Annotated in this window: 11 protein-coding genes; 6 read left to right on the top strand and 5 right to left on the bottom strand. The window is 67.8% G+C overall.

Annotated features, from left to right (window positions below; all coding sequences use genetic code 11):
• Nucleotides 1-65: 65 nt before the first annotated feature.
• The 4 genes from tuf to rpsL form a co-directional block, all read right to left on the bottom strand.
• On the bottom strand, nucleotides 66-1,259 hold the full coding sequence (gene tuf / locus HB370_RS23940) for an elongation factor Tu (RefSeq protein ID WP_030778468.1): 1,194 nt from the start codon (nucleotides 1,257-1,259) through the stop codon (nucleotides 66-68).
• A 156-nt stretch (nucleotides 1,260-1,415) separates the two neighbouring features.
• A complete protein-coding gene (gene fusA, locus HB370_RS23935; RefSeq protein ID WP_030778466.1) occupies nucleotides 1,416-3,542 on the bottom strand; it encodes an elongation factor G in 2,127 nt (708 codons plus the stop codon).
• Between the two features lie 39 nt (nucleotides 3,543-3,581).
• The gene (rpsG, locus tag HB370_RS23930) at nucleotides 3,582-4,052 is read right to left on the bottom strand and encodes a 30S ribosomal protein S7 (RefSeq protein WP_003998848.1); all 471 of its coding nucleotides are present in this window, start codon (nucleotides 4,050-4,052) and stop codon (nucleotides 3,582-3,584) included.
• A 2-nt stretch (nucleotides 4,053-4,054) separates the two neighbouring features.
• Complete coding sequence (rpsL, locus tag HB370_RS23925; RefSeq protein WP_003948652.1) at nucleotides 4,055-4,426, bottom strand: 30S ribosomal protein S12; 372 nt, start codon at nucleotides 4,424-4,426, stop codon at nucleotides 4,055-4,057.
• A gap of 425 nt (nucleotides 4,427-4,851) precedes the next feature.
• On the opposite strand from rpsL, the gene HB370_RS23920 reads away from it, so the two are divergent.
• From HB370_RS23920 to HB370_RS23895, 6 genes are all read left to right on the top strand, one after another.
• The gene (locus HB370_RS23920) at nucleotides 4,852-5,568 is read left to right on the top strand and encodes a Crp/Fnr family transcriptional regulator (RefSeq protein ID WP_030778463.1); all 717 of its coding nucleotides are present in this window, start codon (nucleotides 4,852-4,854) and stop codon (nucleotides 5,566-5,568) included.
• 120 nt (nucleotides 5,569-5,688) lie between these two features.
• Nucleotides 5,689-6,417 carry a hypothetical protein gene (locus tag HB370_RS23915; RefSeq protein WP_030778461.1) on the top strand — a complete coding sequence of 243 codons (729 nt, stop codon included), beginning with the start codon at nucleotides 5,689-5,691 and terminating at the stop codon, nucleotides 6,415-6,417.
• Nucleotides 6,414-8,534, top strand: a complete 2,121-nt coding sequence (locus HB370_RS23910; protein ID WP_030778459.1) for a hypothetical protein — start codon at nucleotides 6,414-6,416, stop codon at nucleotides 8,532-8,534. Before HB370_RS23915 ends, HB370_RS23910 begins: the two co-directional genes overlap by 4 nt.
• A 26-nt stretch (nucleotides 8,535-8,560) precedes the next feature.
• A complete protein-coding gene (locus HB370_RS23905; protein WP_030778456.1) occupies nucleotides 8,561-9,607 on the top strand; it encodes a hypothetical protein in 1,047 nt (348 codons plus the stop codon).
• Nucleotides 9,604-10,113 carry a Pycsar system effector family protein gene (locus HB370_RS23900; RefSeq protein WP_030778453.1) on the top strand — a complete coding sequence of 170 codons (510 nt, stop codon included), beginning with the start codon at nucleotides 9,604-9,606 and terminating at the stop codon, nucleotides 10,111-10,113. The genes HB370_RS23905 and HB370_RS23900 overlap by 4 nt, the downstream gene beginning before the upstream one ends.
• Nucleotides 10,114-10,270: 157 nt before the next feature.
• Nucleotides 10,271-11,179: a M48 family metalloprotease gene (locus tag HB370_RS23895; protein ID WP_244406046.1), complete on the top strand. Its 909-nt coding sequence runs from the start codon at nucleotides 10,271-10,273 to the stop codon at nucleotides 11,177-11,179.
• Between the two features lie 53 nt (nucleotides 11,180-11,232).
• Here the strand turns inward: HB370_RS23895 and HB370_RS23890 are convergent, their stop codons facing one another.
• Nucleotides 11,233-15,132 carry a DNA-directed RNA polymerase subunit beta' gene (locus tag HB370_RS23890; RefSeq protein WP_030778449.1) on the bottom strand — a complete coding sequence of 1,300 codons (3,900 nt, stop codon included), beginning with the start codon at nucleotides 15,130-15,132 and terminating at the stop codon, nucleotides 11,233-11,235.
• Between the last annotated feature and the right edge of the window lie 86 nt (nucleotides 15,133-15,218).

Below are 15,218 nucleotides of genomic sequence, written 5' to 3'. Positions count from 1 at the left end.
CCCGTACGACCGGAGTCGTACGGGCCTCCCCTTAGGTCAGGTGCTGACCCTCAAGCAAGCGGAACTTACTTGACGATCTTGGTGACCTGGCCGGCGCCCACGGTGCGGCCACCCTCACGGATGGCGAACTTCAGGCCCTCTTCCATGGCGACGGGCTGGATGAGCTCCACCTTCATCTCGGTGTTGTCACCCGGCATGACCATCTCGGTGCCCTCGGGGAGGGTCACCACGCCGGTCACGTCCGTCGTCCGGAAGTAGAACTGCGGACGGTAGTTGTTGAAGAACGGCGTGTGGCGGCCACCCTCGTCCTTGGACAGGATGTAGGCCTGCGCCTCGAACTCGGTGTGCGGGGTGACCGAGCCCGGCTTGATGATGACCTGGCCGCGCTCGACGTCCTCGCGCTTGATGCCACGGAGGAGCAGACCGACGTTCTCACCGGCCTGACCCTCGTCGAGCAGCTTGCGGAACATCTCGATGCCGGTGACCGTGGTGGAGGTCTTCTCCGGCTTGATGCCGATGATGTCGACGTTCTCGTTGACCTTGAGGACACCACGCTCGATACGGCCGGTGACGACCGTACCGCGACCGGTGATGGTGAAGACGTCCTCGATCGGCATGAGGAACGGCTTGTCGACGTCGCGCTCCGGCTGCGGGATCGACTCGTCGACGGCCTTCATCAGGTTGAGGACGGAGTCCACCCACTCCTGCTCGCCCTCGAGGGCCTTGAGCGCGGAGACCTTGACGACCGGAACGTCGTCGCCGGGGAACTCGTACTCGGAGAGGAGCTCACGGACCTCGAGCTCGACGAGCTCCAGGATCTCCTCGTCGTCCACCATGTCGGCCTTGTTCAGGGCGACGACGATGTACGGAACGCCGACCTGGCGGGCCAGGAGCACGTGCTCCTTGGTCTGCGGCATCGGGCCGTCGGTGGCGGCGACCACGAGGATGGCGCCGTCCATCTGCGCCGCACCCGTGATCATGTTCTTGATGTAGTCCGCGTGACCCGGGCAGTCGACGTGGGCGTAGTGACGCGCCTCGGTCTGGTACTCGACGTGCGCGATGGAGATGGTGATACCGCGCTGACGCTCCTCGGGCGCCTTGTCGATGTTGTCGAACGGGGTGGCCTCGTTCAGGTCCGGGTACGCGTCGTGCAGCACCTTGGTAATGGCGGCCGTGAGGGTCGTCTTACCGTGGTCGATGTGACCGATGGTGCCGATGTTGACGTGCGGCTTAGTCCGCTCGAACTTCGCCTTCGCCACTGGGGTCCTCCTGTGGAGTGGTTCTGTACGCCTTACTTCATCGGCGCCAGGTGATCTTTGCTGTAAAGGCCCGGAACCCGGGGCAAACACCAGCGATTGCGGACGTTTGCCCCTGGAGGCTCCGGAGTCAAGCCTACGGCGTGTTTACGCGGTGCGTTACTCGCCCTTGGCCTTCGCGATGATCTCCTCGGCGACGTTCCGCGGAACCTCGGCGTAGGAGTCGAACTGCATCGAGTAGCTTGCGCGACCCGACGTCTTGCTGCGGAGGTCGCCGACGTAGCCGAACATCTCCGACAGGGGCACGAGGCCCTTGACGACGCGGGCACCGGCCCGCTCCTCCATGGCCTGGATCTGGCCACGGCGGGAGTTGATGTCGCCGATGACCTCACCCATGTAGTCCTCGGGCGTGGTGACCTCGACGGCCATCATCGGCTCGAGCAGCACGGGGCTGGCCTTGCGCGCGGCCTCCTTGAAGGCCTGCGAACCGGCGATCTTGAAGGCGAGCTCGGAGGAGTCGACCTCGTGGTAGGCACCGTCGTGGAGGATGACACGGACACCGGTCATCTCGTAGCCCGCGAGGATGCCGAACTGCATGGCCTCCTGGCAGCCGGCGTCCACCGAAGGGATGTACTCCTTCGGGATACGACCACCGGTCACCTTGTTCACGAACTCGTACGAGGTGTCGCCACCCTCGAGCGGCTCGATGCCGATCTGCACCTTCGCGAACTGACCGGTACCACCGGTCTGCTTCTTGTGGGTGTAGTCGACGCGCTCGACGGCCTTGCGGATCGTCTCGCGGTAGGCCACCTGCGGCTTGCCGACGTTGGCCTCGACCTTGAACTCGCGCTTCATGCGGTCCACGAGGACCTCGAGGTGAAGCTCGCCCATACCGCCGATGACGGTCTGGCCGGTCTCCTCGTTGGTGTGCACCTGGAAGGAGGGGTCCTCCTCCGCGAGACGCTGGATGGCGACACCCAGCTTCTCCTGGTCACCCTTGGACTTGGGCTCGATCGCGACCTCGATGACCGGCGCCGGGAAGTCCATGGACTCCAGGATCACCGGGTTCTTCTCGTCGCAGAGCGTCTCACCGGTGGTGGTCTGCTTCAGGCCCATGACGGCGACGATGTCACCGGCGCCCACCGACTCGATCTCCTCACGCTTGTTGGCGTGCATGCGGTAGATCTTGCCGATGCGCTCCTTGCGGCCCTTGACGGAGTTCAGCACGGCGGTGCCGGACTCCAGGCGGCCGGAGTACACGCGGACGAAGGTGAGCTTGCCGAGGTGCGGGTCGCTCATGATCTTGAACGCCAGCGCCGACAGCGGCTCGTCGTCGGACGGCTTGCGCTTGACGACCTCCTCCGCGTTGTTGACCGCGTGGCCCTCGATGGCCTCGATGTCAACCGGAGACGGCAGGTAGCGCACGACCGCGTCGAGCAGGGGCTGGACACCCTTGTTCTTGAACGCGGTACCGCAGAACACCGGGGTCACCGTGGTGCCGGTGCCCTTGCCGGAGGCGATGGTGATACGACGGATCGCGGCGTACAGCTGCTCCACGGAAGGCTCCTCGCCCTCCAGGTACAGCTCCATGATCTCTTCGTCGTTCTCGGCCACGGCCTCGAGCAGCTTGCCGCGCCATTCCTCGGCAGCCTCGGTGTGGGTGTCCGGGATGTCGACGATGTCGTACATCTCGCCCTTGGTGGCCTCGGCGGACCACACGAAGGCCTTCATCGTCACCAGGTCGACGACACCCTTGAAGTCCGCCTCGGCGCCGATCGGCAGCTGCATGACCAGCGGCTGCGCGCCCAGACGGTCGGAGATCATGTCGACACAGCGGTGGAACTCGGCACCGGTGCGGTCGAGCTTGTTGACGAAGCAGATACGCGGCACGCCGTAGCGGTCCGCCTGACGCCACACGGTCTCGGACTGCGGCTCAACGCCGGCGACACCGTCGAACACCGTCACGGCACCGTCGAGCACGCGCAGGGAGCGCTCCACCTCGACGGTGAAGTCGACGTGACCCGGGGTGTCGATGATGTTGATGGTGTGGTCGACGTTCTCCAGCGGCCAGTGGCAGGTGGTGGCAGCAGAGGTGATCGTGATGCCACGCTCCTGCTCCTGCTCCATCCAGTCCATGGTGGCAGCGCCGTCGTGGACCTCACCGATCTTGTAAGACACACCGGTGTAGAACAGGATCCGCTCGGTGGTGGTCGTCTTGCCCGCGTCGATGTGGGCCATGATCCCGATGTTGCGGACCCTGGCCAGGTCAAGTGAAGTGGTAGCCATAAGGCTTCAGTCTTCTCTCGGTCTCGATGTGGGTAGCGACTACCAGCGGTAGTGCGCGAAGGCCTTGTTGGACTCGGCCATCTTGTGGGTGTCCTCGCGCTTCTTCACGGCCGCACCGAGGCCGTTGGAGGCATCGAGAAGCTCGTTGAGGAGACGCTCGGTCATGGTCTTCTCGCGACGGGCGCGGGAGTAACCGACCAGCCAGCGCAGCGCCAGGGTGTTGGCGCGGCCGGGCTTGACCTCGACCGGCACCTGGTAGGTGGCGCCACCGACACGGCGGGACTTGACCTCGAGGGTCGGCTTGATGTTCTCGAGAGCGCGCTTGAGCGTGATGACCGGGTCGTTGCCGGTCTTCTCGCGCAGGCCCTCCATGGCGCCGTAGACGATGCGCTCGGCGGTGGAGCGCTTGCCGTTCAGCAGCACCTTGTTGATCAGGGAGGTCACCAGAGGAGAGCCGTAGACCGGGTCGATGATGACCGGGCGCTTCGGGGCGGGGCCCTTACGAGGCATTCTTACTTCTCCTTCTTGGCGCCGTAACGGCTGCGAGCCTGCTTGCGGTTCTTGACACCCTGGGTGTCGAGCGAACCGCGGATGATCTTGTAGCGAACACCCGGCAGGTCCTTCACACGGCCGCCGCGCACGAGCACGATGGAGTGCTCCTGCAGGTTGTGTCCCTCACCCGGAATGTAAGCGGTGACCTCGATGCCGCTGGTCAGACGCACACGCGCGACCTTGCGGAGGGCCGAGTTCGGCTTCTTCGGGGTGGTCGTGAACACACGCGTGCAGACGCCGCGACGCTGGGGCGAACCCTCGAGTGCGGGCGTCTTGTTCTTTTCGACCTTGTCCTGCCGGCCCTTGCGGACCAGCTGCTGGATCGTAGGCACTACTTCTCCGGTTTCTGTGTGCCGATGGGTACAGCTAACCTGGAACGTCGCCGACCCACGCGGTCGGGTGTGTCGAATCCGCCGAACTCCCGCCGCAAGACGGAAAAGGCGCGAATTACGGTGGCCGCTCGTGACTCGCCGCACGGTTTGGAGGCACGCACAGGAGCCAGGGCACACCCCAGGCACAAGGTCTGAGCGTACCTACCTCATTCGCTGCGGTCAAAACAAATGGGACCCGGCCGCCTCCGAGTGCGGGCACTGTCAAGCCCGAGTACTGTAAGCGATCTTCGAAACCGCCGTCCGGACTGGTGAGCGGCACCTCTTCGGCCAAAGCGTCCGGTTGTCGCATGTTTCCCCCACCGGCACGGGAAGTACGTTGGCTGGTCGCTTCTATGCGGCGACTCGGCGAGCACAGGAGGGGCGCCATGGCCGGGGGGCGGACGCGCGCGTGGGACGACGACGGCTTCGACGACGCCGTCCCCTTTCTCGCACGGCTGGAGAAGCAGGACCGGGTGGCCCTGCTGGCTACCGGCCGGCCCCTGCGTTACCGCGCCCGGACGGTGCTCATGCACCAGGCCGAGCCCTCCGCCCACGTCGTACTGGTGCTGCACGGCTGGACCAAGGTCACAGCCACCGCGGCCAACGGCTACGAGGCCCTGCTCGCTCTGCGCGGGCCCGGTGACATCCTCGGCGAGGGTGCTGCGCTGAGCGGGCGGCACCGTGCCGCGACGGTGACGGCCCTCGAACCGGTGGAGGCGGTGGTCGTCGACCAGAGCCGCTTCACCGCCTTCCTGGCGGACAACCCGCGAGCGACGCTTCAGCTGCTGAGTCTGGCCACCGACCGGCAGCGATCGACCGACCGACGCCGGCTCCAGTGGGCCGCCCTGAGCGTGCGCGAGCGGCTGGCCGTCCTGCTGCTCGAGCTGGTCCGCACGCATGGCACCCGGACCGACGAGGGCATCTCGCTCACCATCGGCCTGAGCCAGCAGGAGTTCGCCGGCTCGGTCGGTTCCTCCAGAGAAGCGGTGGCCCGTCTCCTCAAGGAACTGAGAACCCGCCAAGTGCTCGTCACACGCCGGCGGCGCATCGTCGTGCTCCGCCCCGACGTACTGCGCCGCATCGCCGGCGAAGGTGCTGCCTGACGCACACCCGGCACGTTCTGTCTGTGCACGCGGTCACACTTCGTCCGCGTCATCCGCCCCTCCGCCACACGGCCGCGCACCGCCATCGTGCCGGTACACACACGAGCACGAGGGGAAAAGATGACCGATCCCGTGTACCGCACCATCCTGCTGTTCGACATCGAGCAGTTCGGCTCGCGCGACGACGTCGAGCAGGCCTATCTGCGCCGGATCCTGTACGACGTCGTGGACGCCACCCTGGTCACCGCCGGTGTCGAGGAGACCGCGGCCCTGCGCGCCGACCGCGGTGACTCCGTGATGGAGCTGATCGACACCCAGGTCTCCGTCCCCGCCCTCGTGAAGACCCTCTTGACCGAGACGCCCTCCCAGCTCCACAGCAAGAACCGCCTGCTCGCCGCCCACGCCCGGATGCGCCTGCGCATCGTCCTGTCCTCAGGGTACGTGGCTGTCGACGAGCTGAACGGCTGGGTCGGCTCGGATCTGAACCACGCGGTACGGCTCCTGAACGCGGACATCCTGCGGACCGCGCTCAAGCGACGCGCCGACGACTGCGTGCTGTGCGTGTCCAACGGGGTCTACGAAGGCGTCGTCCGGCATGGTCCCCTGGGCGTCCGCCCCGACGACTTCCACCGCGTCACTGTGGACACGAAGGAAGGGCCGACGGTGGCCTGGCTGCACGGCGCTCCCGTCCGGGACGCCGCTCGGCCTGTGCTCGGCGCCGCTCCCCCCGGCACCGTCGCCGACGCCCCGGCCCACACCAGCATCGCCGGCGACCAATACGGCGTCACCGGTGGCACCGTGAACGGTGATCTGCGCTTCGACCGCCCCGGCCGGGGAGATCGCGGATGAGCCAGGAGAAGACCGCCCCCACCGAGCCGGCCGAGGACCAGTCCCCGCAGGAGGCCGAGGAGAAGCAGGAGGACCGGTCGGGGGCACCGGAGAGGCAGCGGCAGGAGGCGTGGGTCGCGCGCAAGGCGCTGATCCAGCACGGTCCGTCGTACGTCATGTCCCTTGACCGCACCGCCTCCGCCACCCAGGTGGGCCGCGACCAGTTCGGCGTCAGCGGTGGCACGGTCAACGGCAACGTGAACAACTACTTCGGCGGCCCCGCCGAACCCGCCGAGCACTTCGCGGGCGTGGAGCCCCCGGAGCGGCTCGCCGAGCTGGCGGACGTCTTCTGCGGCTGCCCCAGCTTCGAGCAGGCGCTCGCTCGGCTCCGTACCGACAAGGTCGTCATCCTGTCCGGCGGCCGGGACTCGGGCCGTCGGTCCGCCGCGCTGATGCTGCTGCACCGCGTGACGGACGGAAGTGTGCGCCATCTCGTCCAGCCCGCTTCGCCTGCCGCGCTGCTCGCGCGTCTGGACAGCGCCGACGGATATCTGCTGCTGGACTTCGCGGCTCCCAGGAGCAACCCCCTGCGGGAGTCACACCTGATCGGCCTGCGAGACCGGCTGGAACGGTCCGGAGGCCACCTGGTGATCACGGTGGAACCCTCGGCGGCCCTGGACGACGTTCCGTTCGTCCGGTGGGAACCACCGCCGGCGGAGGACATGCTGCAGGCGCACGTCAGCCCGCGCGTCGGCGAGACGGCATGGCAGGAACTGCGCGGGATCACCCCGGTGAAGGACTTCCTCGCCCGGCAGCATCCCCCAGCCACGGTCGAGACGTTCGCCGGACGACTCGTCGCCGTGCACCGTGGTGAGGCCGAGGAGCAAGTGCTGGCCGACTTCAGCGAGCAGGCCGTGGAGGCGCAAATCGCCCGCTGGCTCACCGATGACCAGCGCAAGCTGCGCGACAAGGCGTTCCTCGTCTCGCTGGCCGTCTTCGACAAGGCCCCGTACGCGGTGGCCGCCGAACTGGCCGACGTCCTTTACGTACGACTGCAACACACGGCCGACCCCCACCAGTCGCCGGTCATCCCGTTGTTCGACAGTTCCCGGGAGGAGCGGCTCAGCCTGGCCCACGCGCGCGGCTACGTCGGCACGGAGGTCACCGAGTGGGGCGTGGTGGGCCAGTTCATCGCCGAGTTCCGTGCGGATCCCACGGCCAACGCGCTGCTGGAGGCCGTGTGGAACCTCCATCCCTCCGCCCGGCTTCCTCTCGTCGAGTGGATCAGGCACCTCGCCGAGGACGGCCGCCCCCTCGTGCGCACCCGGGCCGCGACGGCGACCGCCCTGTTGGCCAAGGCCGACTTCTCCTCCGCCATGGCGCACCTCGTCGAGCCCTGGGCGGACGCGCCGGACCCCGACTCCTGGCTGACCGCGGCCAACGCGCTCACTCTGGCCCACCTGCTGGAGGTCGACACCGTCCTCCCCGTCCTGCGGAAATGGTGCACCGGAGATGCCGACCGACGCCGTTGGACGGCCATTCGCGCATACAGCCTGCTCGGTCCGGTGGTACCGGACGAGACCCTGGACGTCCTGCTGAACGCGATCCAGGGTCAACCCCTCCCGGAGAGGGACGAGGACGGGGAGCTCGCCGAGGGCGCGCAGCAGTTCGCCGACGCCCTCGAACTGCTGCTGCTCGCGGTGCGCGAACCGGTGCTGAGCGCGCTCGCCGACCGCCTGGACAGTGGCCACACCGTCCGCGCCTATGCGGCCCTTGCCTTCTTGCAGGCGTGCAAGCAGACCGAACAGCCCGGTGATCGCCCGCTGGTCCTGCACTGGTACGCGGACGCCGTCACCGCCGATGAGGGGACCACCGCAGGGCACCTGGTGGCCTTCTGGCAGACGTTGATGGGCGACCGTACGTCCGGCGAGGAAGCACTGGACGTCCTCCGCTCCTGGGTGCGTCAGGCCGACGCGAGCCCGGAGAGCGAGTCGGCTCTTGCCGCACTGCTGCGGCACATCACCACCGAGCCGCCCAACGAGCGCCGCGTCGGCCATCTCCTGCGAACGCTCCGTGACTCACGGGTGTCCCCCTCACCGGCCGCCGGCCGCCTGCTGGACCACGTATCGGGACGCTGACGACGCACAGCTGAAGGAGACGAATCATGAACACGTCCACCGAGCCCGCGGGCCCCGCTCCGGCCGGGCCGTCGGAGGCCACGCTCGACTGGTTCCGCCAGCAACCCGAACGGCCCGATCCCGCGCTGGTGGTCGCCGACCCGGTCCGTACGGTCTGGCAGCTGCCCCGCTTCCGGCTCGGCGGCCGACGTTTCACCGGGCGAATCGACCACGCCTTGGTCTGTGTCACCCGGCAGGGATCGTACGAGACCTTCCTCCCGCCCGACCGGCCCACGTCGATGCGGCGCTACACAGCTCTGTACGAGGTGGACACCGGCCCGAACAGCTTCCGGCTGAAGGTCCCGCTGCCCAGCCGCGTGGACAGCTTCGAGTTCGAGGCCACCATCGATGTCAGATGGCACGTGGCTTCCCCGGAGCGGTTCGTCAGGAGCCAGGAACGAGACGTACCGGGCCTCGTGTCCCGGAAGCTGTTGCCACCGATGCGGGACGCCTCACGGAGGCACCGGATCGAGGACAGCGCCGCGGCCGAACAGACCGTCCGGCAGGCGGTGGACGAAGCCTCGTCCTGGATCGGCAGTCATCAGGGACTGCGCGTCGACTGCGCCGTCCGGTTGCGCCGGGATGCCGCCGAACGGTCTCACCAGGCAAGACTGCGCTCCGCCCGGCACGAAGCCGAGGCCGTGGGGTCGGAGCACGAGGCCGCCTCCCGCCGTGAACGGCTCGAAGGCGAGCGCCGGGCCGAGAGGATCGCCTTCTACGAAGACCAACTGGCCAAGGGCGGCATCGCCACGCTCGCCCTGCATCTGGCCGCGCACCCCAACGACACCCCTCTGGTCCTGAACCACCTCAGCGAGGAGCAGGCCAGGCTGGTGGAACACCAGCTTGGCCTGATCAGCAACGTCCTGGAGAACAGCCGGCTGGAGGACTACCTGATGGCGGGCCCTCACCAGGAGATCGCCACCCGGATGACTGCACTCCTACGCGCCACGTCCCTTTCCCACCAGGCCCCGCAGGCATCCGCGAAGACCCCGCGGCCGTCACTGGTCGAAAAGCGACCGGAGACGGGACCATGACGCCGACGCGCTCGACCTGGGACGGCCCCTCGGTACAGACAGGCACACGGCTCCTCGCCGATCTGCGTGCCGAGATCGCACGCGCGGATGCCAAGGCCGCCGTCCTGGCCGGCGTGCTGAGCCTGGCAAACGGTGCCCTCGCCGTGCTCCCGTCCGGGCACGCACAGCACGCACCGCCTGTCGCCGCCGTCTTGTGGTGGGCGGGCGCGGTCTGCCTCGTCATCGCGCTCCTCTCCCTGCTCCTGGCCGTCGTCCCACGGGGCGGTTCCACCCGTTGGGAGTCCGGCCGGCCACTGACCTACTTCGGGGACATCCACCGGGCGGCGCGGACCGGCGAGCTGCACGCGGCGCTGGCGGAGACCGGCCGGGACCCGTTGACGGCCGTGCTCCTCGCCCTCACCGAGGCCAGCCGTATCGCCGCCTGCAAACACTTGTGGATCCGTAGAGGTCTGATCGCTTTCGCCGCCGCCGCGTCACTGCTGTCCGGCTCCCTGCTCCTCGTCTGAACCGTGCTCGCCCCCTGCCCGTCAGCCCCCGGAAAGGAGCACCTTGTCCAGCCCCCATGAGGCGGAGAAGCCCGCGGCCACGTCCTTCGACCGTCCTGCGGACACCGGCTTCGGCTCCGCACGTGACGACCTTCGGTATCACACCGGCCGCGTCCATATCACCGCTCGTCAGCGCGGTGCGGACCTCACAGCCCTGGCCTGCCTCGTCCTCTACGTTCCCCACGCCCTCGCCAGCCTCGCTGTGGTCTTCGCCGCCTCGTACATCGTCGACGTGCTGAGCGGCCCGCCGTGGTGGGTCCCGGTCGGCTGCTGGACGGTCAGCGGGGCCCTCGTCTTCCACCGCCCCTGCGAGCGGATTCTGGCTCGTCGGGTGTTCGGCCTGCGCCATCCGGCACCGCAGGAGGCCGAGACGCTGCGAGCCGTGTGGCGGGAGGTCGCAGTCCGGGCCGGAATCGACGGTAGCGCTTACGACCTGTGGGTGGAGGACAGCCATGACATCAACGCCATGACGACGGCCGGCCACATCGTCGGTGTGACGAGCCATGCCCTACGTGCCCTCACACCGGCCCGCCTCGCCGGCGTGCTCGCCCATGAGCTGGGCCATCACGCCCGGGGCCACACATGGGCCTCTCTGCTGGCCTTCTGGTACGCGTTGCCCGGCCGACTCGTCTGGCGGCTGCTGCGCCGGCTGGCCACACGCGTCGAACGTCTCCCGACGGGCGCGGCCATTCTCACGGGCGGACTCCTCTGCGTCGCTCTCGTGGCTCTGGCCACCGCGACCTACGGGCTCATCTTCCTGCCCCTGGCCACGCCCTACCTGGCTGCCGCCGTCTCCCGGCGCTCGGAGCTGCGGGCTGATGCGCATGCCGCCGGGCTCGGTTTCGAGACGGAGCTCGTGGCCGTGCTCAGCGAGGAACACGAGTGGGCCGACAGACGGCAGCCCGCTCGCGCGAAGCCCGGCACCCTGCCAGTGAACGAATCCATCTTCACACGGCTGCTCGCCGAACACCCGGATGTCCACACCCGCCTGCACCACCTGCGGAAGCGGATGGAGAACCGGCGGTGAAAAGCGAAGGGCGGCCACCCCGTAACGGAGTGGCCGCCCTTCATGCTGCTCGCTTACTGGTTGTACGGACCGTAGTCGTAGTCCTCCAGCGGGACGGCCTGGCCGGAGCCGGTGCCGAACGGCGAGTAGTCGATGTCGTCGTAGCCGACGGCCGAGTACATCGCGGCCTTGGCCTCCTCGGTCGGCTCGACCCGGATGTTGCGGTAGCGGGACAGACCCGTACCGGCCGGGATGAGCTTACCGATGATGACGTTCTCCTTGAGGCCGATGAGGCTGTCGGACTTGGCGTTGATCGCCGCGTCCGTCAGGACTCGGGTCGTCTCCTGGAAGGAGGCGGCCGACAGCCAGGATTCCGTCGCCAGCGAGGCCTTGGTGATACCCATCAGCTGCGGACGACCGGAGGCCGGGTGACCGCCCTCCTGGACCACACGACGGTTCTCCTGCTCGAAGCGGGAGCGCTCGACCAGCTCGCCGGGCAGCAGCTCGGCGTCGCCGGACTCGATGATCGTCACGCGGCGCAGCATCTGCCGGATGATGATCTCGATGTGCTTGTCGTGGATCGACACACCCTGCGAGTTGTAGACCTTCTGGACCTCGCCGACCAGGTGGACCTGGACGGCACGCTGGCCCAGGATGCGCAGCACGTCGTGCGGGTTGGTGGCACCCACGGTGAGCTGCTGGCCCACCTCGACGTGGTCGCCCTCGCGGACCAGGACCTTGGCACGCTTCGAGATCGGGTACGCCGTCTCGTCGCTGCCGTCGTCCGGGGTGACGACGATCTTCTTGGTCTTCTCGGTCTCCTCGATGCGGACGCGACCGGACGCCTCGGAGATCGGGGCGACACCCTTCGGGGTACGGGCCTCGAAGAGCTCGACGACACGCGGCAGACCCTGGGTGATGTCGTCACCGGCCACACCACCGGTGTGGAAGGTACGCATCGTCAGCTGGGTACCGGGCTCACCGATGGACTGGGCGGCGATGATGCCGACCGCCTCACCGATGTCGACCAGCTTGCCGGTGGCGAGCGAACGGCCGTAGCACATCGCGCAGGTACCGACGGCGGACTCGCAGGTCAGGACCGAGCGGGTCTTGACCTCCTCGACGCCACGGGAGACCAGTTCCTCGATGAGGACGTCACCCAGGTCGGTGCCGGCCGGGGCCAGCACCTGGCCGTCGACCACGATGTCCTCGGCGAGGCAGCGCGCGTACACGGACGTCTCGACGTTCTCCGCCTTGCGCAGCACGCCGTCGGCGCCGCGCTCGGCGATCCGCAGCCTCAGACCGCGCTCGGTGCCGCAGTCCTCCTCGCGGATGATGACGTCCTGCGAGACGTCCACCAGACGACGGGTGAGGTAACCCGAGTCGGCGGTACGCAGAGCGGTGTCCGCCAGACCCTTACGGGCACCGTGCGTGGAGATGAAGTACTCCAGCACGGACAGACCCTCACGGAAGGACGCCTTGATCGGACGCGGGATCGTCTCGTTCTTGGCGTTCGACACCAGACCACGCATACCGGCGATCTGCCGCATCTGCATCATGTTTCCTCGGGCACCCGAGTCAACCATCATGAAGATGGGGTTCGTCTTGGGGAAGTTCTCGTTCATCGCCTCGGCGACCTCGTTGGTCGCCTTGGTCCAGATCGCGATGAGCTCCTGAGTGCGCTCTTCCTTGGTGATCAGACCGCGCTCGTACTGCTTCTGGACCTTCTCGTCCTGCGCCTCGTAGCCGCGGACGATCTCCTTCTTCGCCTCGGGAACGACGACGTCGGAGATGGCCACGGTGACACCGGAACGGGTGGCCCAGTAGAAGCCGGCCGCCTTCAGGTTGTCGAGCGTCGCCGCCACGATCACCTTGGGGTAGCGCTCGGCCAGGTCGTTGACGATCTCGGAGAGCTGCTTCTTGCCCACCGAGTAGTCGACGAACGGGTAGTCCTCGGGCAGCAGCTCGTTGAAGAGCGCGCGGCCCAGGGTGGTGCGCAGGCGGAACGAGTCACCCTGCTGCCACTCGGGCTCGCCCTCCTCGCGGGCCGGCGGCGTCCAGCCCCGCGGCGGGATGGTGCCCACCGGGAAGCGGATGTCGATCTGCGACTGCAGCGCCAGCTCACCGGCGTCGAACGCCATGATCGCCTCGGCCGTGGAGCCGAACGCGCGGCCCTCGCCCTTGGTGTCACGCAGCTCGCCGTCGGTGGTGAGGAAGAACAGACCGAGGACCATGTCCTGGGTCGGCATCGTCACCGGACGGCCGTCGGCCGGCTTGAGGATGTTGTTCGAGGACAGCATCAGGATGCGGGCCTCGGCCTGCGCCTCCGCGGACAGCGGCAGGTGCACGGCCATCTGGTCACCGTCGAAGTCCGCGTTAAACGCGGTGCACACGAGCGGGTGGATCTGGATGGCCTTGCCCTCGACCAGCTGCGGCTCGAAGGCCTGGATGCCGAGGCGGTGCAGGGTGGGAGCACGGTTCAGCAGCACCGGGTGCTCGGCGATGACCTCTTCGAGGACGTCGTACACGACCGTGCGGCCGCGCTCCACCATGCGCTTGGCGCTCTTGATGTTCTGCGCGTGGTTCAGGTCGACCAGGCGCTTCATCACGAACGGCTTGAACAGCTCCAGCGCCATCGCCTTGGGCAGACCGCACTGGTGCAGCTTCAGCTGCGGGCCGACGACGATGACGGAACGCGCCGAGTAGTCGACACGCTTGCCGAGCAGGTTCTGACGGAATCGACCCTGCTTACCCTTCAGCATGTCGCTGAGGGACTTCAGCGGACGGTTGCCGGGGCCCGTGACCGGGCGACCACGACGGCCGTTGTCGAAGAGCGCGTCGACGGCCTCCTGGAGCATGCGCTTCTCGTTGTTCACGATGATCTCGGGCGCGCCGAGGTCGAGAAGCCGCTTCAGGCGGTTGTTGCGGTTGATGACACGGCGGTACAGGTCGTTCAGGTCGGAGGTCGCGAAGCGGCCACCGTCCAGCTGCACCATCGGACGCAGGTCCGGCGGGATGACCGGGACGCAGTCCAGGACCATGCCCTTGGGGCTGTTGGAGGTCTGCAGGAACGCGGAGACGACCTTCAGCCGCTTCAGGGCGCGGGTCTTCTTCTGGCCCTTGCCGGTGCGGATGATCTCGCGGAGCTTCTCGGCCTCCTCCTCGAGGTCGAAGGACTCCAGGCGCTTCTGCAGCGCGGCGGCGCCCATCGAGCCGTCGAAGTAGGTGCCGAAGCGGTCGCGCAGCTCGCGGTAGAGCAGCTCGTCGCCCTCGAGGTCCTGGACCTTGAGGTTCTTGAACCGGTTCCACACCTCGTCGAGGCGGTCGATCTCGCGCTGCGCGCGGTCGCGCAGCTGCTTCATCTCGCGCTCGGCACCCTCGCGCACCTTGCGGCGCACGTCGGCCTTGGCGCCCTCGGCCTCCAGCTCGGCCAGGTCGGTCTCGAGCTTCTTGGCGCGGGCCTCGAGGTCGGCGTCGCGGCGGTTCTCGATCTGCTGACGCTCGACCGAGACGTGCGCCTCCAGGGAGGGCAGGTCGCGCTGACGGCGCTCCTCGTCGACGTACGTGATCATGTACGCCGCGAAGTAGATGACCTTCTCGAGGTCCTTCGGCGCCAGGTCCAGCAGGTAGCCGAGGCGCGAGGGGACACCCTTGAAGTACCAGATGTGGGTGACGGGAGCGGCCAGCTCGATGTGGCCCATCCGCTCACGGCGCACCTTGGCGCGCGTGACCTCGACGCCACAGCGCTCGCAGATGATGCCCTTGAAGCGGACGCGCTTGTACTTGCCGCAGTAGCACTCCCAGTCCCGGGTCGGACCGAAGATCTTCTCGCAGAAGAGTCCGTCCTTTTCGGGCTTGAGGGTGCGGTAGTTGATGGTCTCGGGCTTCTTGACCTCGCCGTGGCTCCACTGACGGATGTCGTCAGCGGTGGCCAGGCCGATCCGGAGCTCGTCGAAGAAGTTGACGTCGAGCACTATGCGTCAATCCCTCTCAGGGTCGTAAGTCTGTGGTCTGTACGGGGGCCTGGGGGTCGGCGGGGCCCCTGGTCGGTCAGGGGCCC

The organism is Streptomyces sp. DSM 40868, assembly GCF_011820545.1.
GTDB classification, from domain to species: Bacteria; Actinomycetota; Actinomycetes; order Streptomycetales; family Streptomycetaceae; genus Streptomyces; species Streptomyces eurythermus.
Note: the sequence above shows the minus strand (reverse complement) of the source record. Positions and strands in the feature narration are given on the sequence as shown.